At 71.0% G+C, this 20,773-nt stretch carries 20 protein-coding genes and 1 pseudogene; 5 read left to right on the top strand and 16 right to left on the bottom strand.

The features are described from left to right. The first annotated feature begins 29 nt into the window (after positions 1-29). Entirely contained in the window at positions 30-941 is a 912-nt protein-coding gene (locus KKZ08_RS20390; RefSeq protein WP_223775823.1) for a 12-oxophytodienoate reductase, read from the top strand. Between the two features lie 78 nt (positions 942-1,019). Here KKZ08_RS20390 and KKZ08_RS20385 read toward each other — a convergent pair whose 3' ends face one another. From KKZ08_RS20385 to KKZ08_RS20355, 7 genes and pseudogenes are all read right to left on the bottom strand, one after another. Beyond that, positions 1,020-1,433 (bottom strand): DUF3151 domain-containing protein, encoded by a 414-nt coding sequence (locus KKZ08_RS20385; protein WP_223775822.1) that lies wholly within the window; start codon positions 1,431-1,433, stop codon positions 1,020-1,022. A gap of 82 nt (positions 1,434-1,515) precedes the next feature. Then, positions 1,516-2,538: a class II fructose-bisphosphate aldolase gene (gene fbaA, locus KKZ08_RS20380; protein ID WP_223775821.1), complete on the bottom strand. Its 1,023-nt coding sequence runs from the start codon at positions 2,536-2,538 to the stop codon at positions 1,516-1,518. A gap of 117 nt (positions 2,539-2,655) precedes the next feature. Further along, on the bottom strand, positions 2,656-3,207 hold the full coding sequence (gene pyrE, locus KKZ08_RS20375; protein WP_030788873.1) for an orotate phosphoribosyltransferase: 552 nt from the start codon (positions 3,205-3,207) through the stop codon (positions 2,656-2,658). 10 nt (positions 3,208-3,217) lie between these two features. Further along, positions 3,218-4,012, bottom strand: a complete 795-nt coding sequence (locus KKZ08_RS20370) for an aldose 1-epimerase (RefSeq protein WP_223775820.1) — start codon at positions 4,010-4,012, stop codon at positions 3,218-3,220. 25 nt (positions 4,013-4,037) lie between these two features. Then, on the bottom strand, positions 4,038-4,910 hold the full coding sequence (locus KKZ08_RS20365; protein ID WP_223775819.1) for an SRPBCC family protein: 873 nt from the start codon (positions 4,908-4,910) through the stop codon (positions 4,038-4,040). Positions 4,911-4,970: 60 nt separating this feature from the next. After that, positions 4,971-6,511 (bottom strand): annotated as a pseudogene (locus KKZ08_RS20360) (polyamine aminopropyltransferase). Between the two features lie 26 nt (positions 6,512-6,537). Continuing rightward, a complete protein-coding gene (locus tag KKZ08_RS20355) occupies positions 6,538-7,056 on the bottom strand; it encodes a DUF2617 family protein (RefSeq protein WP_223775817.1) in 519 nt (172 codons plus the stop codon). A gap of 778 nt (positions 7,057-7,834) precedes the next feature. On the opposite strand from KKZ08_RS20355, the gene KKZ08_RS20350 reads away from it, so the two are divergent. After that, positions 7,835-9,025, top strand: coding sequence for a pyridoxal phosphate-dependent aminotransferase (locus tag KKZ08_RS20350; RefSeq protein WP_223775816.1), 1,191 nt, complete (start codon positions 7,835-7,837; stop codon positions 9,023-9,025). 73 nt (positions 9,026-9,098) lie between these two features. Here the strand turns inward: KKZ08_RS20350 and KKZ08_RS20345 are convergent, their stop codons facing one another. Further along, positions 9,099-9,638: a YbjN domain-containing protein gene (locus KKZ08_RS20345; RefSeq protein ID WP_062774584.1), complete on the bottom strand. Its 540-nt coding sequence runs from the start codon at positions 9,636-9,638 to the stop codon at positions 9,099-9,101. Positions 9,639-9,882: 244 nt separating this feature from the next. Beyond that, positions 9,883-12,486, bottom strand: a complete 2,604-nt coding sequence (gene clpB, locus KKZ08_RS20340) for an ATP-dependent chaperone ClpB (RefSeq protein ID WP_223775815.1) — start codon at positions 12,484-12,486, stop codon at positions 9,883-9,885. A gap of 152 nt (positions 12,487-12,638) precedes the next feature. Here clpB and KKZ08_RS20335 point away from each other — a divergent pair, with 152 nt between their 5' ends. Then, positions 12,639-13,073, top strand: coding sequence for a pyridoxamine 5'-phosphate oxidase family protein (locus KKZ08_RS20335; protein ID WP_223775814.1), 435 nt, complete (start codon positions 12,639-12,641; stop codon positions 13,071-13,073). Positions 13,074-13,169: 96 nt separating this feature from the next. Here the strand turns inward: KKZ08_RS20335 and KKZ08_RS20330 are convergent, their stop codons facing one another. Further along, a complete protein-coding gene (locus tag KKZ08_RS20330) occupies positions 13,170-13,529 on the bottom strand; it encodes a hypothetical protein (RefSeq protein WP_223775813.1) in 360 nt (119 codons plus the stop codon). Next, entirely contained in the window at positions 13,526-13,702 is a 177-nt protein-coding gene (locus tag KKZ08_RS20325; RefSeq protein ID WP_223775812.1) for a hypothetical protein, read from the bottom strand. Before KKZ08_RS20325 ends, KKZ08_RS20330 begins: the two co-directional genes overlap by 4 nt. Positions 13,703-13,833: 131 nt before the next feature. Between KKZ08_RS20325 and KKZ08_RS20320 the strand changes: the two genes are divergently transcribed. Next, entirely contained in the window at positions 13,834-14,823 is a 990-nt protein-coding gene (locus KKZ08_RS20320; RefSeq protein WP_223775811.1) for a helix-turn-helix transcriptional regulator, read from the top strand. Positions 14,824-14,958: 135 nt separating this feature from the next. Next, positions 14,959-15,711: a helix-turn-helix transcriptional regulator gene (locus KKZ08_RS20315; RefSeq protein ID WP_346657889.1), complete on the top strand. Its 753-nt coding sequence runs from the start codon at positions 14,959-14,961 to the stop codon at positions 15,709-15,711. A 21-nt stretch (positions 15,712-15,732) separates the two neighbouring features. Here KKZ08_RS20315 and KKZ08_RS20310 read toward each other — a convergent pair whose 3' ends face one another. The 5 genes from KKZ08_RS20310 to dnaK form a co-directional block, all read right to left on the bottom strand. Beyond that, entirely contained in the window at positions 15,733-16,251 is a 519-nt protein-coding gene (locus KKZ08_RS20310; protein ID WP_223775810.1) for a hypothetical protein, read from the bottom strand. Positions 16,252-16,373: 122 nt separating this feature from the next. Then, entirely contained in the window at positions 16,374-16,829 is a 456-nt protein-coding gene (locus KKZ08_RS20305) for a helix-turn-helix domain-containing protein (RefSeq protein ID WP_223775809.1), read from the bottom strand. A 3-nt stretch (positions 16,830-16,832) separates the two neighbouring features. Next, on the bottom strand, positions 16,833-18,023 hold the full coding sequence (gene dnaJ, locus KKZ08_RS20300) for a molecular chaperone DnaJ (RefSeq protein ID WP_223775808.1): 1,191 nt from the start codon (positions 18,021-18,023) through the stop codon (positions 16,833-16,835). 45 nt (positions 18,024-18,068) lie between these two features. Then, entirely contained in the window at positions 18,069-18,776 is a 708-nt protein-coding gene (grpE, locus tag KKZ08_RS20295) for a nucleotide exchange factor GrpE (RefSeq protein WP_223775807.1), read from the bottom strand. Next, positions 18,776-20,638, bottom strand: coding sequence for a molecular chaperone DnaK (gene dnaK / locus KKZ08_RS20290; protein ID WP_223775806.1), 1,863 nt, complete (start codon positions 20,636-20,638; stop codon positions 18,776-18,778). Before dnaK ends, grpE begins: the two co-directional genes overlap by 1 nt. Positions 20,639-20,773: the final 135 nt, after the last annotated feature.

Raw genomic sequence — 20,773 nt, 5'->3', positions numbered from 1 at the left:
CTTCGACATCAACGGCCTGCCCCGACATCATGACCCGCGAACGGCCCACCGCGCTGATCGTCACCGCACGTACGTCGACCATGCGCGCGGGCTGGCAGCGCGTCGCCGAGGCCGTGCACGCGGCGGGCGGCGCGATCGTCCCGCAGCTGTGGCACGTGGGCGCGACCCGCGACGAGGGCCAGGGCCCGGTCCCCTCCGCGCCCCCGGCGGGCCCCTCCGGCCTCGGCCTGGACGGCGCCGCCAAGGGCCACGCGATGACGGGCGCCGACATCGACGCGGTCATCGGCGCCTTCGCCGACAGCGCTGCCGCCGCCGAGCGGATCGGCTTCGACGGCGTCGAACTCCACGGCGCCCACGGCTACTTGATCGACCAGTTCCTCTGGGGCACCACCAACCGCCGCACCGACGGCTACGGCGGCGACCTGGCCTCGCGCACCCGCTTCGCCCGCGAGATCGTCGAGGCGGTGCGCGCGGCGGTCTCGCCGGGCTTCCCCGTGATCTTCCGGCTCTCCCAGTGGAAGGCGAACGCCTTCGACGCGAAGCTCGCGGCCGGCCCGGCCGAACTGGAGTCCCTCCTCGCGCCGCTGGCGGCGGCCGGCGTCGACGCCTTCCACGCCTCCACGCGCCGCTACTGGCTCCCCGAGTTCGAGGGCAGCGACCTGAACCTCGCGGGCTGGGCCAAGAAGCTCACCGGCAAGGCCACGCTGTCCGTCGGCTCGGTCGGCCTCGACAAGGAGTTCGTGGGCCCGCAGGGCTGGGCGAAGGAGACCGCCTCCACCGGCATCGGCCTGCTCCTCGACCGCATGGAGCGGGACGAGTTCGACGTGATCGCGGTGGGGCGTGCGCTGATCGCTGACGCGGAGTGGGCGGACAAGGCGGTGACGGGCCGCCTGGCGGAGGCGGCGCCGTTCGACGCGAAGCTGCTGGGCGAACTGCGCTAGCGCCCCGAAGGGGCGCGGGGAACTGCGCGACCAGCCACAGCGGGCCCGCGGCCGAAACGACCACGGGCCCGCACAGACTCAGCCGAGCGTCTTCGCCGCCGTCTCCGACGAATCCCGCAGGAAGCCCGCGCAGCGCTCGTACTCCTCCTGCTCACCGATCGCCTGCGCCGCCCGCGCGAGGGCGTGCAGCGCGCGCAGGAAGCCGCGGTTCGGCTCGTGCTCCCACGGCACAGGGCCGTGGCCCTTCCAGCCGCTGCGGCGCAGGGCGTCCAGGCCGCGGTGGTAGCCGGTACGGGCGTAGGCGTACGACTCGACGACGCTGCCGCGCTCGAACGCCTCGTCGGCGAGCTGCGCCCAGGCGAGCGAGGACGTGGGGTACTTGGCGGCGACATCGGCGGACGCCGTGCCGTTCGCCAGCAGCTCGCGCGGCTCCGGGTCGTCGGGCAGGTGGGTCGGGGGCGGTCCCCCGAGCAGATCCTTGTGAATGGCCATGGGGCAAGTCTGCGCCATACGCGTACGGGCCCGGCACCCAGGGAAGGGTGCCGGGCCCGTATCGGTACGGACGCCTGCCGGACTACTTCAGCTTCGTACCGGTGGAGCGCAGGTTCGCGCACGCCTCGGTGACGCGCGCGGCCATGCCCGCCTCGGCCAGCTTGCCCCAGGTGCGCGGGTCGTACGTCTTCTTCGAGCCGACCTCGCCGTCGACCTTCAGGACACCGTCGTAGTTCTTGAACATGTGGTCCGCGACGGGACGCGTGAAGGCGTACTGGGTGTCGGTGTCGAGGTTCATCTTCACGACGCCGTTCTCCAGCGCGGTGGCGATCTCCTCGGCGGTGGAGCCGGAGCCGCCGTGGAAGACGAAGTCGAACGGGGACTGCTTGCCGTACTTGGCGCCGACGCCCTCCTGGAGGTCCTTGAGGAGCTCGGGACGCAGGACGACGTTGCCCGGCTTGTAGACGCCGTGGACGTTGCCGAAGGACGCGGCCAGGAGGTAGCGGCCCTTCTCGCCCAGGCCGAGCGCCTCGGCGGTGCGCAGCGCGTCGTCGACGGTCGTGTACAGCTCGTCGTTGATCTCGTGGCTGACGCCGTCCTCCTCGCCGCCGGTCGGGGTGATCTCGACCTCAAGGATGATCTTCGCGGCGGCGGCCTTCGCGAGCAGCTCCTGGCCGATGGCCAGGTTGTCGGCGAGGGTCTCGGCGGAGCCGTCCCACATGTGCGACTGGAAGAGCGGGTTGCGGCCGGCCTTGACGCGCTCGGCGGAGACGTCGAGCAGCGGGCGGACGTAGCCGTCCAGCTTGTCCTTCGGGCAGTGGTCGGTGTGCAGCGCGATCGTCACGTCGTACTTCGCGGCGACGATGTGCGCGAACTCGGCGAGCGCGACCGCACCGGTCACCATGTCCTTGCTGTACTGGCCGCCCAGGAACTCCGCGCCACCGGTGGAGATCTGGATGATGCCGTCGCTCTCGGCCTCCGCGAAACCGCGCAGCGCGGCGTGCAGGGTCTGCGAGGAGGTCACGTTGATGGCCGGGTAGGCGAACTTGCCTGCCTTCGCCCGGTCGAGCATCTCGTTGTAGACCTCGGGAGTTGCGATGGGCATGTGTCCGCTCCTTGTGATGTGCGGGTGGGGTGCTGTGTGCTGCTTGACCCTGACCTGGGGGCGACGACATCGTCGCCCCCATCTTTCCAGACTCGGCCGCCGGTACGGGCCCCGCCGTCAGTCCAGGCCGAGGTCGTCCTTGGAGTACGCGAAGAGGTACGGCACGCCCGCGCCCTCGGTGATCTTCTCGCCCGCCCCGGTGGCCCGGTCCACGATGGTGGCGACGCCGACGACCTCGGCACCGGCCTCGCGCACGGCCTCCACGGCGGTCAGCGGCGAGCCGCCGGTGGTGGAGGTGTCCTCGACGACGAGTACGCGGCGCCCCTTGATGTCCGGGCCCTCCACGCGGCGCTGCATGCCGTGGGCCTTGGCCGCCTTGCGGACCACGAAGGCGTCCAGGCGCCTGCCGCGCGCGGCGGAGGCGTGCAGCATCGCGCCGGCGACGGGGTCGGCGCCCATGGTCAGGCCGCCCACCGCGTCGAAGTCGAGGTCGGCGGTGAGGTCGAGCAGCACCTGGCCGACCAGGGGGGCGGCCTCGCCGTCGAGGGTGATGCGGCGCAGGTCGATGTAGTAATCGGCTTCGAGACCCGAGGAGAGGGTCACCTTGCCGTGCACCACGGCCTTGTCCTTGATCTGCTGGAGCAGCGCGCCACGTACGTCGTCAGTCATGCCTGTCAGCTTAAAGCCGCGTCCAGGTCCAGGTCGTCGCCGTCTCCAGCGGCTCGATGGGGGTGACCAGGCGCGGCGCGGTGTTGAGACCGTTGGGCGGGCCGGTCTGCGGCTCCACGCACACGGCCGCCTCCTGCTCGTCGTAGACGACGACCCACTGCTCGCGGCTCGTGACGTTCACCGCGAGGCGTCCGGGCCAGGTCAGCGTGATGTCGACGCCCTCGGGCATGCCGAAGCAGTCGTCCCAGGGGCCCGGCTCCGGGGCGATGCGGCGGCCGGTCGGCAGGTGGTCCTCGCCGCGCTCCTCCTGCCAGGCGGGGCTGAAGTCGACCCGTACGGGGTCGCCGCCGCCGTCCAGGGTGCGGTTGAACCACGGGTGCCAGCCCGCCTGCGCCGGGAAGGAGTCGCCGTACGTCTCGATGCCGAGGCGCAGCGTCAACGCGTCCTCGGTGAGTTCCACGATCTGGGTGACGCGCCCCGGGTAGGGCCAGGGGTCGGTGAGGTCGTACGTGAAGACGGCCTCCGTCCGCGAGGAGCGCGCCGTGCGCCATGCGGCGTCGCGGGCGAAGCCGTGGATGGCGTGCGGCGGGGAGTTCAGCGGCATCTGGTGGACGCTCGCGCCGTCGCGGAACCGGCCGTTCTCGATCCGGCCGCACCACGGGGCCATGGGGAAGGCGCCGTACCGCTCCCCCTGGCGCAGCAGCTCGACGCCGCCGATGCGCAGACTTCCGATACGGCAGCCGTTGCCCGGCCGCACGGTCACTTCCGCGTCGCCCGCGGTCAGAATCACGTCTTCGGTACTCATCCGGCCGACCCTACGGCGTACGCGGTCACCGGCGGCGGCGCAGGGCCCTGCCGACCACGATCGCCGAGGCGAGCGCGAGGGCCGCGGCGGGCGCGGCCCAGCGGAGCGTGGCGCTGGTCGACAGCGTCTCGGGGGCGGGCGCGGGGGCGTACCGGCCGCGCGGCGGGGCGTGGTCGACCTCCTCGGCGCTGCGGCCGATCATCGTGCGGCGGGCGTGGGCGGCCTCGGCGGGCGGCACGTCGAGGTCGCTGACGTCGTCGATGCCGTCGATGCCGTCGATGCCGCGCAGCTCCTCGTCGTCCTCGACGTTGACGGCGTCGTCGACCTCGATGTCGTCGAGGTCATCGTCATCGTCATCATCGTCATCAGCCTCGTCGATGTCGTCGCGGTCGTCGCTCAGCGGGTCGAGCGACGGCGGCGGCACCTCGGTCCCGAAGACGGTGGGCGCCCCGGCCGGACCGGAGTCCGCGGGCGCCGCCTCCGCGAGCCCCTCCGCGAACCGTTCGAGGAGTCTGCGCACAGCGGATTCCACAGCCTGTGGAGAACTTTCCGTGATCCGGCCCTCGGCGGCGGCCGTCCCGGCGAACACCACCGTGGTGCCCCCAGCGGCCGGCACGAGCCGCACGGTCAGCGTGAGCTTCACGGAACCGGAGCCGCGCACCTCCGCGCCCTCGCCCTCGATCACGTACGTCCCGTCGGCGCGGCCCACGGCCCGCGCCGCGCACCGGTAGGTGACGGTGTGCCCGCCCGCGCGCACCTTCAGACGCCCGGAGAGCGGCTCGGCCGCCTCCTCCGCGTCGCGCTGAAGCCCGGGGACCGCCCCGGCCACCCGCTCGGGGTCCGCAAGGACCTGCCGGAGACGCTCTGCCGAAACCGGAACGAACACCTCATGCTCCATGGCAGTCGAGCCTACCCACGCACGCGCGTCCATGTACGCCGGTTCGGCTGAGCGCGTACGTCAGTTCGCGTAACGCGGACGCACCAGCGTCGACACCGGGAGCCCCACCACCCTGGTCGGGCTTCGGCACGCACCAGGGGACGCAGCGCGGCCCGCCCGCGAGAGGCCAGCACGAACCCCCAGTCGCGTTCCCCGCGCGCCCGCTCCGACGTGCGGTCGGGCCCTGCGGCGAACCCGGACCGCCGGCCGCCCACGCGGTACGGCACGGTCCGCAGCCCCGCCGCCCGCACCGACGCCTCCACCGTCCAGAAGGTCCTCGGGCGGGTCGAGACGGGCCCGGCGTGCACGGCGAGGCGGCCGCCGGGGGCGAGGACGCGCGTGGCGAGGCCGTAGAACTCCAGGGAGTACAGCTTCGCGCCGGCGGTGATGCCCGGGTCCGGCAGATCGCAGAGCACCACGTCGTACGTCCCGCGCGCGGAGCGCAGCCAGCGGAACGCCTCGCCGTGGACCACCCGCAGCCGGGGGTCGCGGTAGGCGTGGCCGTTCAGCTCGCTCAGGGCCGGGTCGTGGCGCGCCAGGCCGACGACGCCCGCGTCCAGCTCGACGATGTCGACGCGGCGCACCCCGCGGTGGTGCAGCACTTCGCGCGCCGCGAGGCCGTCGCCGCCGCCGAGGACGAGCACGCGCGCGTGGGGGCCCCGCATCGCCGGTTCGACGAGCGCCTCGTGGTAGCGGCGCTCGTCGCGTCCGCTGACGCGCAGCCGTCCGTCCAGGAAGAGGTCGAGGGAGCGTCGCCTGCCGCCGGTGAGGACGACCTCCTGTACGTCGGTCCGGACGGCGACCCGCGCGTCCGCGCCGTACACCGCACGCCGCGCGGCCCGCTCGAAGTCGTCGACGAGCACGGCGGCGGAGGCGAGCACGGCAAGGACGAGGACGTTCGCGATGAGCACCGCCCAGCGGCCGCGCACGCTCAGGCCGCGCCCGAAGAGGCCGAGGACGAGCGCGCAGCCCACGACCGCGTTGACCGCGCCGGTGAACAGGGCGCCCGTGAGCTGTCCGAACGCCGGGAGCAGCAGGAAAGGAAAGGCGAGGCCGCCGACCAGCGCGCCCACGTAATCGGCGGCGAACACGTCGGCGACGGCGCCGCCCGCGTCCTGGCGCCGGATGCGCTGGATGAGCACCACGAGGAGCGGCACCTCGGCGCCGATGAGGACGCCGATGGCCAGGGAGAACGCGGCGAGGAGGTAGCGCGAGCCGCCCGCCCACGCTCCGCCGTGGTCACCCGTCCAGGCGAAGGCCGCGTACAACGCCATGGCGCTGCACCCGCCGATCAGCGCGAGCGCCGCCTCGACGAGGCCGAACCACATGGGGGCACGGCGCCGCAGACGCTTGGCGAGCAGCGAGCCGATGCCCATGGCGAAGACCATCACGGAGAGCACGACGGAGGCCTGGGTGACCGAGTCGCCGATCAAGTAGGCGGCGAGGGCGACGAGTTCGAGTTCGTAGACGAGCCCGCAGGCGGCGCAGAGGAACACGCCCAGCAGGACCAGGAACCGTCCCGTCCGGGCGGAGACCGGCAACCGCGCCGACGAATCGAGCATCCGAGAACGCTACGTCACGGACACCGCTACGCGGGCAGTGCGGCCCGTACTCCCACCCTCGACCGCGTGGCGACCAACTGGCCGTCCTGCGGGTACGCGTGCCACGTCCGCCACATCACCGCCCCCTCGTGCCGCTGCGCCAGCAGGGCCGTGAAGGCGTGCGGGCTGCCGGGGAACACCCCGGCGAGACCGTGCGGATGCTCGGTGACGAGGGCCAGCAACTCCTGGGCGCGGCCCGCGAATTGACCCTGCGAAAGCGTCTCGACGCGCGCGGCGAACTCGTACTCCCAGTCACCCACCCGTTTGGACACGCCCAGCGGGAGCGGTGTACTGCTGCCGGGAATGCAGGCCACGGTCTCCGAACAACTGCCCTGCTCCTCCTCCAGGAGCACCTGGTGCGAGGCCCCGAGAAGTCTCAACTGCACTCTGGCCTCGGCCAGTTCCACGTCGAGCGTGGCGAGCGCGGGCAACGGCTCGCGCCCCAGGGCCCAGGCCAGGTCCGCGGCGCGCGTGTCGGTGTAGACAGTCTTCAGGGTCGTGAGCATGGGTCGGCTCCGCTAACACGCAGTGGAAATGGGGCCGGCGCACCCGGATCGGTCACCGGGAGGTCGGAATACCGGCTCGTGCCCACGAGCACTTCCCCTACGGGTTTCCAGAGTTCGGTGCGTCAAACCCAGAAACCTGAAGGACGTCCGAGGGCGGTACTGACGTATAAGAGGGAATCATGGTCGACGACAGTGCCACAGCGTTTTTACCCAACTTCATAGGGTTTCCATCCCCCTGGGGGCTGCACAGTTCAACTGTTCAATGCCGCAACCATGCCGGACAACCTCAAAGCGCCCGGCGGGAGTTGCCTGCCCCGCCGGGCGCTTCCTCTGGGATCGGTGGACCAGCTGCCCCGTGTCAGCTGCCTCCGCCGCATCCGCCCCCGCCACCACCGCACGAGGAGCTGCCGCCCCCGCACGAGGATCCGCCTCCGCAGGAGTGACCGTCGTGGTGGCCCCCGTCACCACCGCCGCCCACCCACCAACTGCCGCCGCCCGCCGTGCTCGACGCGGTGCCCGAAGCCCACCGCGAGCGGGTGCGGCGCCTGCCGCTTCCGCCGCTTCCCCCGCTTCCCCCGAAGCGGATCGCCGCGACCACGGCGAAGATGAACACCGCACCGAAGATGAAGGCCACGAACACGGCCACCACGCCCCTTCCGTTCCCCCGAAGCGTGGTCCCCCGTGGGCCTCGCTTCTCGCGTGACAGGGGGATGCCCCCGGGCGCGGCGGCCCAAAGCAGAGTTGAGGAAGTCCAGAGGTTCGGCGCAGGATGGCCGCCATGACCTCCACTTCCGGGAGCGGGCGCCCGCTGCTCAACCGCCGCCTCGCCGAGTTCGGTACGACGATTTTCGCCGAGATGTCCGCCCTCGCGGTCACCACGGGCGCGATCAACCTGGGCCAGGGCTTTCCGGACACCGACGGCCCCGAGTCCGTCCGCGAGGCCGCGGTGCGGGCGCTGCGCGACGGGCGCGGCAACCAGTACCCGCCGGGTCCCGGCGTCCCGGAGCTGCGCACGGCCATCGCCGAACACCAGCTCGACCGCTACGGCCTCACCTACGACCCCGGCCTGGAGGTCCTCGTGACGGCGGGCGCGACGGAGGCGATCGCGGCGTCCCTGCTCGCCCTCGTCGAACCGGGCGACGAGGTCATCGCACTGGAGCCCTATTACGACTCGTACGCCGCCTCGATCGCGATGGCGGGCGGCTCCCGCGTCCCGGTGACCCTGCGCCCCTCGGAGGGCAGCTTCCGCCTGGACCTCGACGAGCTGCGCGACGCGGTCACGCCGCGCACCCGGCTGATCCTCCTCAACACCCCGCACAACCCGACCGGCACGGTCCTCACGCGCGCCGAGCTGACGGAGATCGCGCGGCTCGCCGTCGAGCGGGACCTGCTCGTCGTCACCGACGAGGTCTACGAGCACCTCGTCTTCGACGACGCCGAGCACATCCCGCTCGCCTCGTTCCCCGGCATGCGCGAGCGGACGGTCAGCATCGGTTCCGCGGGCAAGACGTTCTCGTTCACCGGCTGGAAGGTCGGCTGGGTGACCTCCACGCCCGAGCTGGTGGCGGCGGTCCGCTCGGCGAAGCAGTACCTCACGTACGTGGCCTCGGGGCCCTTCCAGTACGCGGTCGCGGAGGCCCTCGCCCTGCCGGGCTCCTTCTTCACCGACTTCCGCGCGGACATGCGGGCCAAGCGGGACCTGCTCAGCGAGGGCCTGACCGCGGCGGGCTTCGACGTCTACCGCCCGGCCGGCACGTACTTCGTGACGACGGACATCCGCCCCCTGGGCGAGACCGACGGCTTCACCTTCTGCCGCGCCCTGCCGGAACGGGCCGGGGTCGTCGCCATCCCGAACGCGGTCTTCTACGACCACCGCGACGCGGGCGCGCCGTTCGTGCGTTTCGCCTTCTGCAAGCGGACGTCCGTCCTCGAGGAGGCCGTGGCCCGCCTGAAGTCACTGGCGGGCTGAGGGCCCCGGGCATGGCGAGAGCCCGGCCGGGGTGGTGGTCGCCCCGGCCGGGCTCTCGTGCGCGCAGGGACCCTCAGGCCTCGTCGTCGCCCGGCTTCTCGCCCTCGGCGGAGTCCACCTCGGACTCCAGGCCGAGCTGCTCGACGAGCCAGCGGTCGAACTCGATCGCGGCGCGCACCCAGCTGACCGTCGACGACACGAAGTGCTCCAGGGAGACTCCGGTGCCGATCAGCATCTGGGCCTCGCCGATGAGGCGGACCGTGCCGTCGTCGTGCGTGTGGCTGTAGACCTTCGGCCACAGCGTGCGGCGGTTCCAGTCGTCGATCGACTCCAGAAGCTGCTGCTTCTGCTCGATCTGGTGGGGCCGGTCGTAGAACGTCCGCACCGAGAAGACCTGCTGGTCGTCCTCGCCACGGAACATGAAATACGTGCGGAACTCCTCCCACGGCGCCGCGAGGTCACCCTCGTCGTCGACGACGTGCTTGAGCTCCATCTGATCCAGGAGCTGCTTCACCAGGTCCTGGTCGGGGACGACGGGGCCCGCCGGTCCTGCGCCCTGCTGCGGTTCGGGCTGTCCCCCGAAATTCGGAATCGAGGACGGGTCGATGCTCACGTGCGGTGTCCCTTCGTATGGATGGGCCCATCCTCTCCCAGGATGGGCCCCCGGGGGCAAGCCCGGCCCCTCGTCTGCCGCGTTTCGGCCGTTCGCCGACCGCGGACAGGCTGTGGCTGGTCGCGCAGTTCCCCGCGCCCCTTGAGGGGCGGGGGGTGCGCCCCGTCAGGGGCGCGGGGAACTGCGCGAGGACGGACCACGGCCCGCAGACGGCATAGGCACCCGCCCGGCAGACGAGAAGCCGCTACAACGACTTCCCCGCGGCAGGGCCCACCCGCAGGCCCTCCCCCGCACGGTCCACCCGCACCGTGTCGCCGTCCTTGACCTCGCCCGACAGGATCTCCTTGGCGAGACGGTCACCGATGGCCGTCTGGATGAGCCGCCGCAGGGGCCGCGCCCCGTACGCCGGGTCGTTGCCCTCAAGGGCCAGCCAGTCCAGCGCCTCGGGAGTGACGTCCAGCGTGAGGCGCCGCTCCGCGAGCCGCTTGGCGAGGCGGGCGATCTGGAGCTCGGCGATGCGTGCCAGTTCGTCCTTGGTGAGCGCCGAGAAGACCACCAGGTCGTCCAGCCGGTTCAGGAACTCGGGCTTGAAGGACGCCCGCACCACTTCCAGGACCTGCTGCTTCTTCTCCTCCTCGCTCGTCAGCGGCTCGACGAGGTACTGGCTGCCGAGGTTGGAGGTGAGCACCAGGATGGTGTTGCGGAAGTCCACCGTGCGGCCCTGGCCGTCGGTGAGGCGGCCGTCGTCGAGGACCTGGAGCAGGACGTCGAAGACCTCGGGGTGCGCCTTCTCGACCTCGTCGAGGAGGACGACCGAGTACGGGCGCCGCCGCACCGCCTCCGTCAGCTGGCCGCCCTCCTCGTAGCCGACGTAACCGGGCGGGGCACCGACCAACCGGGCGACGCTGTGCTTCTCGCCGTACTCGCTCATGTCGATGCGGACCATGGCCCGCTCGTCGTCGAAGAGGAAGTCCGCGAGGGCCTTGGCCAGCTCGGTCTTGCCGACGCCGGTGGGGCCGAGGAAGAGGAAGGAGCCGGTGGGGCGGTCGGGGTCGGCGATGCCCGCGCGGGTGCGCCGCACCGCGTCGGAGACGGCGCGCACGGCCTCGCCCTGCCCGATGAGCCGCTTGCCGAGCTCGTCCTCCATGCGCAGCAGCTTCTGCGTCTCGCCCTCGAGGAGGCGCCCGGCGGGGATGCCGGTCCAGGCGCCGACGACATCGGCGATGTCGTCCGGGCCGACCTCCTCCTTGACCATGGTGTCCTTGGACTGGACGGCCTCCTCCTCGGCCTCGGAGGCGGCTTCGAGGTCGCGCTCCAGGGTCGGGATCTCGCCGTAGAGCAGCTTGGACGCGGTGTCGAAGTCGCCGTCGCGCTGGGCGCGCTCGGCCTGGCCGCGCAGCTCGTCGAGCTTCTCCTTCAGCTCACCGACGCGGTTGAGGGACTGCTTCTCCTTCTCCCAGCGGGCGGTGAGGCCGCGCAGCTCCTCCTCCTTGTCGGCGAGGTCGCGCCGCAGCTTCTCCAGGCGCTGCTTGCTCGCCGGGTCGGTCTCCTTGCTGAGCGCCAGCTCCTCCATCCGCAGCCGGTCCACGGCGCGCTGGAGCTCGTCGATCTCGACGGGCGAGGAGTCGATCTCCATGCGGAGCCGGGACGCGGCCTCGTCGACGAGGTCGATGGCCTTGTCGGGCAGGAAGCGGGAGGTGATGTACCGGTCGGAGAGCGTCGCGGCCGCCACCAGCGCGCTGTCGGCGATCTGGACCTTGTGGTGGGCCTCGTACCGCCCCTTGAGCCCGCGCAGGATCGCGATGGAGTCCTCCACGGACGGCTCGGCGACCAGGACCTGCTGGAAGCGGCGTTCCAGTGCGGGGTCCTTCTCGATCCGCTCGCGGTACTCGTCGAGGGTCGTCGCACCGACCATGCGCAGCTCGCCGCGGGCCAGCATCGGCTTGAGCATGTTGCCCGCGTCCATGGCGGAGTCGCCGCCCGCGCCCGCGCCGACGACGGTGTGCAGCTCGTCGATGAACGTGATGATCTGCCCGTCGCTCTCCTTGATCTCGGAGAGGACGGTCTTGAGCCGCTCCTCGAACTCACCGCGGTACTTGGCGCCGGCGACCATGGCGCCGAGGTCGAGGGAGACCAGCCGCTTGTTCTTCAGCGACTCCGGTACGTCGCCCTTGACGATGCGCTGCGCGAGGCCTTCGACGACGGCGGTCTTGCCGACGCCGGGCTCGCCGATGAGCACGGGATTGTTCTTCGTACGCCGGGAGAGCACTTGGACGACCCGCCGGATCTCCTGGTCCCGCCCGATGACGGGGTCCAGGCGCCCTTCGCGGGCCGCGGCGGTGAAATCGGTGCCGAACTTCTCCAGCGCCTTGTACTGACCCTCGGGGTCGGGTGTGGTCACCCGGCGCCCTCCCCTTGTCGTCTCGAATGCGTTCAGCAGCTTCTTGTCGGTGGCCCCGTGCCTGGCGAGGGCCTCCCCGGCCTGCCCGCCCTTGGCGGCGACGCCGATGAGCAGGTGCTCGGTGGAGAGGTACTCGTCGCCCAGCTCCTTCGCGCGCTGCGCGGCGTCGGCGATGACGGCCAGCAGCTCGCGGTTGGGCTGCGGCGGGGCGACGGTCGACCCGGTCACGCTGGGCAGCGCGGCGAGTACCCGCTCGGTGTCCGCGCGCACGGCCGCCTGGTCGGCGTCGACCGCGGCGAGCAGATCGATGATGTTCTCGTTGTCCTCACCCTCCAGCAGGGCGAGAAGCAGATGCGCGGGCGTCAGGTCGGGGTGCCCGTCCTGCACGGCCCGGTCGCCGGCCGCGTTGATGGCGGCGCGGCTCCTGTTCGTCAGCTCTGCGTCCACGTGCGCTCGTCCTCCTTACGGGTTCCCATGAACCACGGGTTCCAGGTTCCGGTGGGTTCAGACCCTTGACTCTGACCTGATCAACCTACACAAAGTTGAGTCTATTCCACTCAAGGGAGAAGCCGGAAGACGGGGCGGCTATGTTCCGGTCCATGAGCCCGAACGCATCCGCCCGGATCGACATACGCAAGCCGCCCGAGCCCTACCTCAGCTTCTGGCGTGAACGGCACCTGTGCACCTTGACGACGCTGCGGCCCGACGGGACGCCGCACGTGGTGCCGGTCGGCGTGACGTACGACCCGCAGGCGGGTGTCGCCCGCGTCCTCGCGCGCGGGACCAGCCGGAAGGTCGCGCACGTCCTGGCGGCGGCGGGCACCCCGGACGGCCCGGGGGCGCGGGTGGCGGTGTGCCAGTTCGCGGGGCGGCGCTGGGCGACGCTGGAGGGCCGCGCGACGGTCAGGACGGAGCCGGCGCTGATCGAGGAGGCGGAGCTGCGCTACGAGGAGCGCTACGAGCGGCGTCCGTCGCCCAACCCGGAGCGGATCCTGATCGAGATCGAGGTGACGCGGGCCCTCGGGAAGGTGTGAGGGGCGCAGGGGACCCACGGGGCGTGCGGGCACGGGGCGCCACCGTGTTGCTGCTGGGGAAGTGCCTGCGCGATTTACAACGACGGGGGAATCGCGTCAGGCACTGCGGGGGGTGGCTGTGGCGTTGTCCGGGGCGCCCGCCATCGCGCCCGGGTTTTGCTGTTCATGCTCTCCGACGAGCTGGTGGTCGCGCCGGTCGAGATTGACGAAGACCATCCCGTACCGAACGGCGCACCGCACGGGCTGCGGCGCGCCTCGCGGCCGCCGAAGGCACCGGTAGGCCCGGATCTCCTCCTCGTCGTCACGGGTGACGACGATCGGCTCACCGAGCAGGGTCACCATCAACGAGTCACCGCGGTGGGGGATCGCGGTCACGAGGTCGATGAAGTGCCAACCGGAGCGGTAGGCGGTGGCCATCTCCCTGCGGAAGGTGCGGTCGTCAGGAGGGGTGCTCATGCCTCGCCACCCTTCGGCAGGACATTCCACGACAGGTCCGACTGGGGAGCGGCTGTCACCGATCCGCCGGCCGGCACGCTGTTCCAGGAGAGATCCAGAGTGGTCACCGCGCCCAGGGCCAGCCCGACGGAGAAGGTGGTGACAAGCACCGAGCGAAGCATGCGCTTAAACATGGTCGGCTTCGTCCTCACTTGGTAGGTTCCTCTCCCCCGGCTCAACAAGACGATGTCTCAATCGAGCACGTCAAAGCCACAGGGTCGATGCATCATGTTCCTGCACGTTCAGGACCCTGGGGGGTGGAGATTTGCTCACAAGAGACGCCAAACCGACACATCCTCACCCCGCGACCCCACTTTGTGACGAGGGTGCGAGGCTTTACGCCAGCGCACTGAGCAACGGCCGTCTGGCACGGTCCGAGGCCGAGAACGCGCCCTGCCTCCTTGAGTCGAGCCTGTTGCGCCCGGACCCGGACGACGGCGCCTGGTTCCGTCCGATCTCCCCGTCCGCCGCACTCGCCCAGCGGATCAACCCCATCGAACGGGAGATTCAGGACCGGCGGCGACTCGCCGTGCAGCTCACCGACCTCTTCGAGCCATTTATGGCCATCACGGCCCGGACCGAGCCGACAGCGCACTCGATCACCGTGCTGGAGGACGTCGAGCACATCGACGCCGCGATCGAACGGGCCACCTCCGAATGCCGCTTCGAGATACTCACCGCCCAGCCGGGCGGCGGCCGCAGCGAGGACTCCCTCACCGTGGCGCTGCAGCGCGGCCAGACCGTACTCGAACGCGGCATCACCATGCGCACCCTCTACCAGCACACCGTCCGGCACAGTCAGGGCACTCTCGCGTACGCGGCGCGCATGGCCAAGGGCAACGTGCACATCAGGACCCTGGAAGAGCTGATCGACCGACTGATGATCTTCGATCGCACGGTCGCGCTCATCCCCGCCAGGGAGGACCGCCAAGTCGCCCTGGAACTGCGCCATCCCGGCATCGTCGAGTACCTCGCCAAGGTTTTCGAGCACCAGTGGAGCAGAGCGACGCCGCTGCTCGACGAGGTGCCGTACGCACCCTCCACCGACGGAATCACCGGCGTCCAGCGCTCCATCGCCAGGCTCCTCATCGAGGGCCACGTCGACGAGGCCATCGCGCGCCGCCTCGGCATGAACGTCCGCACCTGCCGTGCCCACATCGCCAAGATCGCCGCCGCCCTCGGCAGCGGCAGCCGCGCCCAGCTCGGCTACCTCATCGCCCAGTCGGGAATCCTCGACAAGGAGCGCCCCCAGTAGCTCCCGCGGCAACCCCCTCAGCGACCCCGGGGCGTCTCTGTACGGGAAGTGGACACTTCAATCAGAGGCCCGCACCCCTCCTCCGCGTCCTCTGCATAGAATCGCGGCGCTTCAACCGAGCGGGAGGGAGCACACATGAACACGGAGCACGTGCCACAGGGAGTGGAGGAACTCCGCGAGACAGGTTCAGCCGCACACCCGCGCGCCCTCCGCACCGGCCCGACCCCCACCGCCCCCGCCATCACCGTCCTCGACGGCCTCGACCGGATCAACGCGGCCATCGACCGCGCCATGGACGACGTCACGGAGGAGTTCCTCGCCATCCAGCCCGGCGGCACCCGCCCGCCCGAGACCCTGGCCGAGGCCTTCCCGCGCGACCAGGCGGTCCTCAGCCGGGGCTGCCGGATGCGGACCCTCTACCAGCACACGACGCGCCATTCCCTGCCCGTGCTCGCCTACTTCGAGCAGCTCGACGGCGACGCCGAGGCCCGCACCCTGGACGAGGTCACCGACCGCCTCTTCGTCTTCGACCGGACCGTGGCGTTCATCCCGGCGAGCAAGGACCGCACCGTCGCCCTGGAGCTGCGCCACCCGGCCCTCGTGGAGTACTTCGCCACCACCTTCTGGCGGCTGTGGCGCCTGGCCACGCCCATGTGGCCGCAGGCCGCCCCGCAGGTCTCCGAGGGCGGCATCACCCCGCGCCAGCGCGCCATCGCGGGCCTGCTCGTCGAAGGCCTCACCGACGCCGAGATCGCCGACCGCCTCGGCATGAACATCCGCACGGCCCGCGTCCACATCGCCAAGCTCGCCGCCACCCTGGGCAGTGAGAGCCGGGCCCAACTCGGCTTCCTCATCGGGCAGTCGGGCATCCTCGACCGGGAGCAGTGAGAGGCACGGCCGGCTTGCGCCTCACCCGTCGGTCCCCGCCCCGGCCCACTCCCTCAGCAACGCCTCCCGCTCCGCCGTCCTCGGCGTCCCCCCTTCCCGGCCGCGCCCCCACTCCGCCATCGCCGCCAGTGTCGTCAGGAGGGTGCCCGCGCCCTGGGTGAGGCGGGCGAGGAGGTCGCGCGAGAGGTCGTACTCCGTGGCGGAGTAGCCCGTCGCCGCGGCGGTGTACGCGGTCAGTTCATGCTCGGCGCCCCGCGCGTCGGCGAGCCGCACCGTCATCGTCGGCGCCGTGTCGCCACCGCCGAGGCCGACCGTCAGGGCCATGTCCACCAGGGCGCCCACCTGCCGCTTCAGCGTCCTCACGGGGGCGCCGTCGACCGCCAGGGCGTGTACGTCCTCCCAGGGCCACATCCCTGACTGCTTGTCACCGAGGGCCAGCACGCCCTCCGGGGTCAGGCGCACGCCGGCCGCCAGACCGGACGGTTTCGCGCCCACGTACACATCGCCCTCGGCGATCCAGAACAGCCCCACCATGGCCATGGAATCCCACTTCCCTCACGTCGCCCACCGCAACGCGCGAAGGGGCCGGGAGGTTCCCCTCCCGGCCCCGCGTGCGCCATGAGTCGGCGTCATGAGTCGTGTCTCATGAATGAGGGCGGTCGCTACTGCTCCGTCGTTCTCTTCGGCCGCCAGACCACCAGCGCGCTCGCCTGCTGCACGTCCTGGTACGGGACGAGGTCGCGACGGTACGAGGCGTGCACCGCCGCTTCCCGCTGCTGCATGGCGGCGGCTGCTCCCTCCACGGCCGCGGAGAGCTCCGCGACCCGTGACTGGAGCGCCGCGACCTGGTTCTCCAGCTCGATGATCCGCTTGATGCCGGCGAGGTTGATGCCCTCCTCCTGCGACAACTGCTGCACGGTGCGCAGCAGTTCGATGTCGCGCGCGGAGTAGCGGCGGCCCCGGCCCGCGGTGCGGTCCGGGGAGACCAGGCCCAAGCGGTCGTACTGGCGCAGGGTCTGCGGGTGGAGGCCGCTCAGCTGGGCGGCCACCGAGATGACGTACACCGGCGTATCGTCGGTGAGTTGATACGGATTGCGACGACGGCCGACCCTATCCATGGGTCACGCTCCCTTCGCGGCCTGGAACAGTTCTGCCCGCGGGTCGACGCCCGCAGTCGCCTTGCGGTAGGACTCCAGGGCTTCCTTCGCCGGGTCCGACAGGGAGGTCGGGACCGACACCTCCACCGTCACCAGCAGGTCGCCCCGCGTACCGTCCTTGCGGACGGCGCCCTTGCCGCGGGCCCGCATGGTGCGGCCGTTGGGCGTGCCCGGCGGCAGCTTGAGGGTGACGGGAGGCCCGCCCAGCGTCGGGACCTTGACCTCACCGCCGAGCACCGCCTCGGGGTACGTCACCGGCACCGTGACCGTGAGGTTGTCGCCCTTGCGGCCGAAGACCGGGTGGGCGTCGACGTGCACGACCACGTACAGGTCGCCGGCCGGACCGCCCCGCTCACCGGGGGCGCCCTTGCCGCGGAGCCTGATCCGCTGGCCGTCGCTGACCCCCGCCGGGATCCGCACCTGCATGGTGCGGGACGACTTCGCGCGCCCCGAGCCGTGGCAGACCTCGCACGGGTCCTGGGCGATCAGGCCCCGGCCCTTGCAGTCCACGCACGGATCGGTCAGCGAGAAACCGCCGCCGCCGCCCCGCGAGACCTGACCGGTGCCGACACAGGTCGGGCACACCCGCGGCGTGCCGTTCTTGTCGCCGGTGCCGGAACAGGCCTTGCAGGCGGCCTGGGAGGACATGCGCAACGGCACCGTCGCGCCGTCCACCGCCTCCGTGAAGCTCAGCGTGACCTCGGACTCGATGTCCTGGCCGCGCCTCGGCTGCGTACGCGTGCCCGTACCGGCACCCGCGCCGCCGCGGTTGAACAGGCCCCCGAAGACGTCACCGAGACCGCCCCCGAAGCCGCCGCCGGCCGCTCCGCCCCCGCCCTGGGCGCCTCCGAAGAGGTCGCCCAGGTCGAAGTTGAACGAACCGCCGCCGGCTCCGGGGCCCTGCCGGAATCCGCCGTTGCCGAAGAGAGCACGCGCTTCGTCGTACTCCTTGCGCTTCTTGGGGTCACCGAGGATGTCGTTCGCCTCGGAGATCTCCTTGAAGCGCTCCTCCGCCTTGGCGTTGCCCTTGTTGGCGTCCGGGTGGTTCTCGCGGGCGAGCTTCCGGTACGCCTTCTTGATCTCGGCTTCGGTGGCGTCCTTGGGGACGCCGAGGACCTTGTAGTAGTCCTTCTCGATGAAGTCCTTGGTGCTCATCCCCGACGTCCCTCCTTCCTACGTACGACAGATGCGTTGCTGACGTCAGCCCTCGTCCGGGCCACCGGTCTCCTTGTCCTTCGCCTCATCGGCGGAGGGGGAGTCGGCCGCGGCCGAGGACTCGTCGCCCTTGACCGTCTGCGCGCCGGGCTGCGGTTCGGCGACGGCCACCCGCGCGGGGCGGATGGTGCGCTCGCCGATGCGATACCCCGGCTGCAGGATCGCGACGCACGTCGTCTCGGTGACGTCCGGTGCGTAGCTGTGCATCAGGGCCTCGTGGATCGTCGGGTCGAAGGGCTCGCCCTCCTTGCCGAACTGCTGGAGGCCCATCTTGGCGACGACGGTCTCCAACGCCTCGGCCACCGACTTGAAGCCGCCGACCAGTTCGCCGTGCTCACGGGCGCGGCCGATGTCGTCGAGGGTCGGGAGGAGCTCGGAGAGGAGGTTCGCCGAGGCGATCTCCTTCACCGTGACCTTGTCCCGCTCCACCCGGCGGCGGTAGTTCTGGTACTCGGCCTGCAGCCGCTGGAGGTCCGCCGTGCGCTCGCTGAGCGCGGTGCGCACCTGGTCCAGCTGTGCGGTCAGGCTCACGTCCTGGGCGGACGTCTTGCTTTCCGCGTCCCCGGCCGGGGCCGCCGGGCCCTCCTCGGAGGAGGGCTCGGCGGCCTTCGGCGCCGCGTCGTCAGGGGTGGCGCCAGAGGGGACGTCAGGCTTCTCGGCGCTCTCGCCGAAACCCGGGGTCTCCTCGGTCATCAGACAGCGCCGCCCTTCGCGTCACCGGGCTTCTCGTCGTCGACGATCTCGGCGTCGACGACTCCGTCGTCCTCCTTGGCCTGGTCGGCGCCGGGGGCCGCGCCCTCGGCACCGGCCGCCTGCGCGCCCTGGGCGTCGGCGTACATGGCCTGGCCCAGCTTCTGCGAGACGGCGGCGACCTTCTCGGTGGCGGTGCGGATCTCGGCCGTGTCCTCGCCCTTGAGCTTCTCCTTCAGCTCGTTGACGGCTTCCTCGACCTCGGTCTTGACCTCGCCCGGGACCTTGTCCTCGTTGTCCTTGAGGAACTTCTCCGTCTGGTAGACGAGCTGCTCGCCCTGGTTGCGGGACTCGGCGGCCTCGCGGCGCTTGTGGTCCTCGTCCGCGTACTGCTCGGCCTCCTGGCGCATGCGGTCGACCTCGTCCTTCGGCAGCGAGGAGCCGCCGGTGACGGTCATCTTCTGCTCCTTGCCCGTGCCGAGGTCCTTCGCGGTCACGTGCATGATGCCGTTGGCGTCGATGTCGAAGGAGACCTCGATCTGCGGGACACCGCGCGGGGCCGGCGGCAGGCCCGTCAGCTCGAACATGCCGAGCTTCTTGTTGTACGCCGCGATTTCGCGCTCGCCCTGGTAGACCTGGATCTGGACCGACGGCTGGTTGTCCTCGGCCGTCGTGAAGATCTCGGAGCGCTTGGTCGGGATGGTCGTGTTGCGCTCGATGAGCTTCGTCATGATGCCGCCCTTGGTCTCGATACCAAGCGACAGCGGGGTCACGTCGAGGAGCAGGACGTCCTTGACCTCACCCTTGAGGACACCGGCCTGGAGCGAGGCGCCGATGGCGACGACCTCGTCCGGGTTCACACCCTTGTTGGCGTCCTTGCCGCCGGTCAGCTCCTTGACGAGCTCGGCGACGGCCGGCATGCGGGTGGAGCCACCGACGAGAACGACGTGGTCGATCTCGGAGAGCTGGATGCCCGCGTCCTTGATGACGTTGTGGAACGGCGTCTTGCAGCGCTCCAGGAGGTCGGACGTGAGCTGCTGGAACTGGGCGCGCGTGAGCTTCTCGTCCAGGTGCAGCGGGCCCTCGGCGGAGGCCGTGATGTACGGGAGGTTGATCGTGGTCTCCGTGGAGGAGGACAGCTCGATCTTGGCCTTCTCGGCCGCCTCGCGCAGGCGCTGGAGCGCCATCTTGTCCTTGGAGAGGTCCACGCCGTGGCCGTTGTTGAACTGCTTGACCAGGTAGTCGACAACGCGCTGGTCCCAGTCGTCACCACCGAGGTGGTTGTCGCCGTTCGTGGCCTTCACCTCGACGACGCCGTCGCCGATCTCGAGGAGCGAGACGTCGAAGGTGCCGCCACCGAGGTCGAAGACCAGAATGGTCTGGTCGTCCTTGTCCAGGCCGTAGGCCAGGGCGGCGGCGGTGGGCTCGTTGACGATGCGCAGGACGTTCAGACCCGCGATCTCACCGGCCTCCTTGGTCGCCTGGCGCTCCGAGTCGTTGAAGTACGCCGGGACGGTGATGACCGCGTCGGCGACCTTCTCGCCCAGGTAGGCCTCGGCGTCGCGCTTCAGCTTCTGGAGGATGAACGCGGAGATCTGCTGGGGGTTGAACCCCTTGTCGTCGATGTCCACCTTCCAGTCGGTGCCCATGTGGCGCTTGACCGAGCGGATGGTCCTGTCGACGTTCGTGACCGCCTGGCGCTTGGCGACCTCGCCGACGAGCACCTCGCCGTTCTTCGCGAAGGCGACGACGGACGGCGTGGTCCTGGCGCCTTCGGCGTTGGTGATGACGGTGGGCTCGCCGCCTTCGAGAACGCTGACGACGGAGTTAGTCGTGCCCAGGTCGATGCCGACCGCACGTGCCATTTCGGTTCCTCCAGAGGTACTTCTTGAGTGGATCTGGCTCAAGGATGCATGAGCGCTGCCCTGGCGTCAACAGATGTGAGTCTGGGGGGCTCAACTCTTATCCGGGGCTTACGCGCAACCTGGCCTCCCGGGGGC

Origin of the sequence: Streptomyces sp. 135, from assembly GCF_020026305.1 — a bacterium.
Taxonomy (GTDB): domain Bacteria; phylum Actinomycetota; class Actinomycetes; order Streptomycetales; family Streptomycetaceae; genus Streptomyces.
The sequence above is the reverse complement of the archived record's forward strand: the minus strand, read 5'-3'. Positions and strand labels throughout refer to the sequence as shown.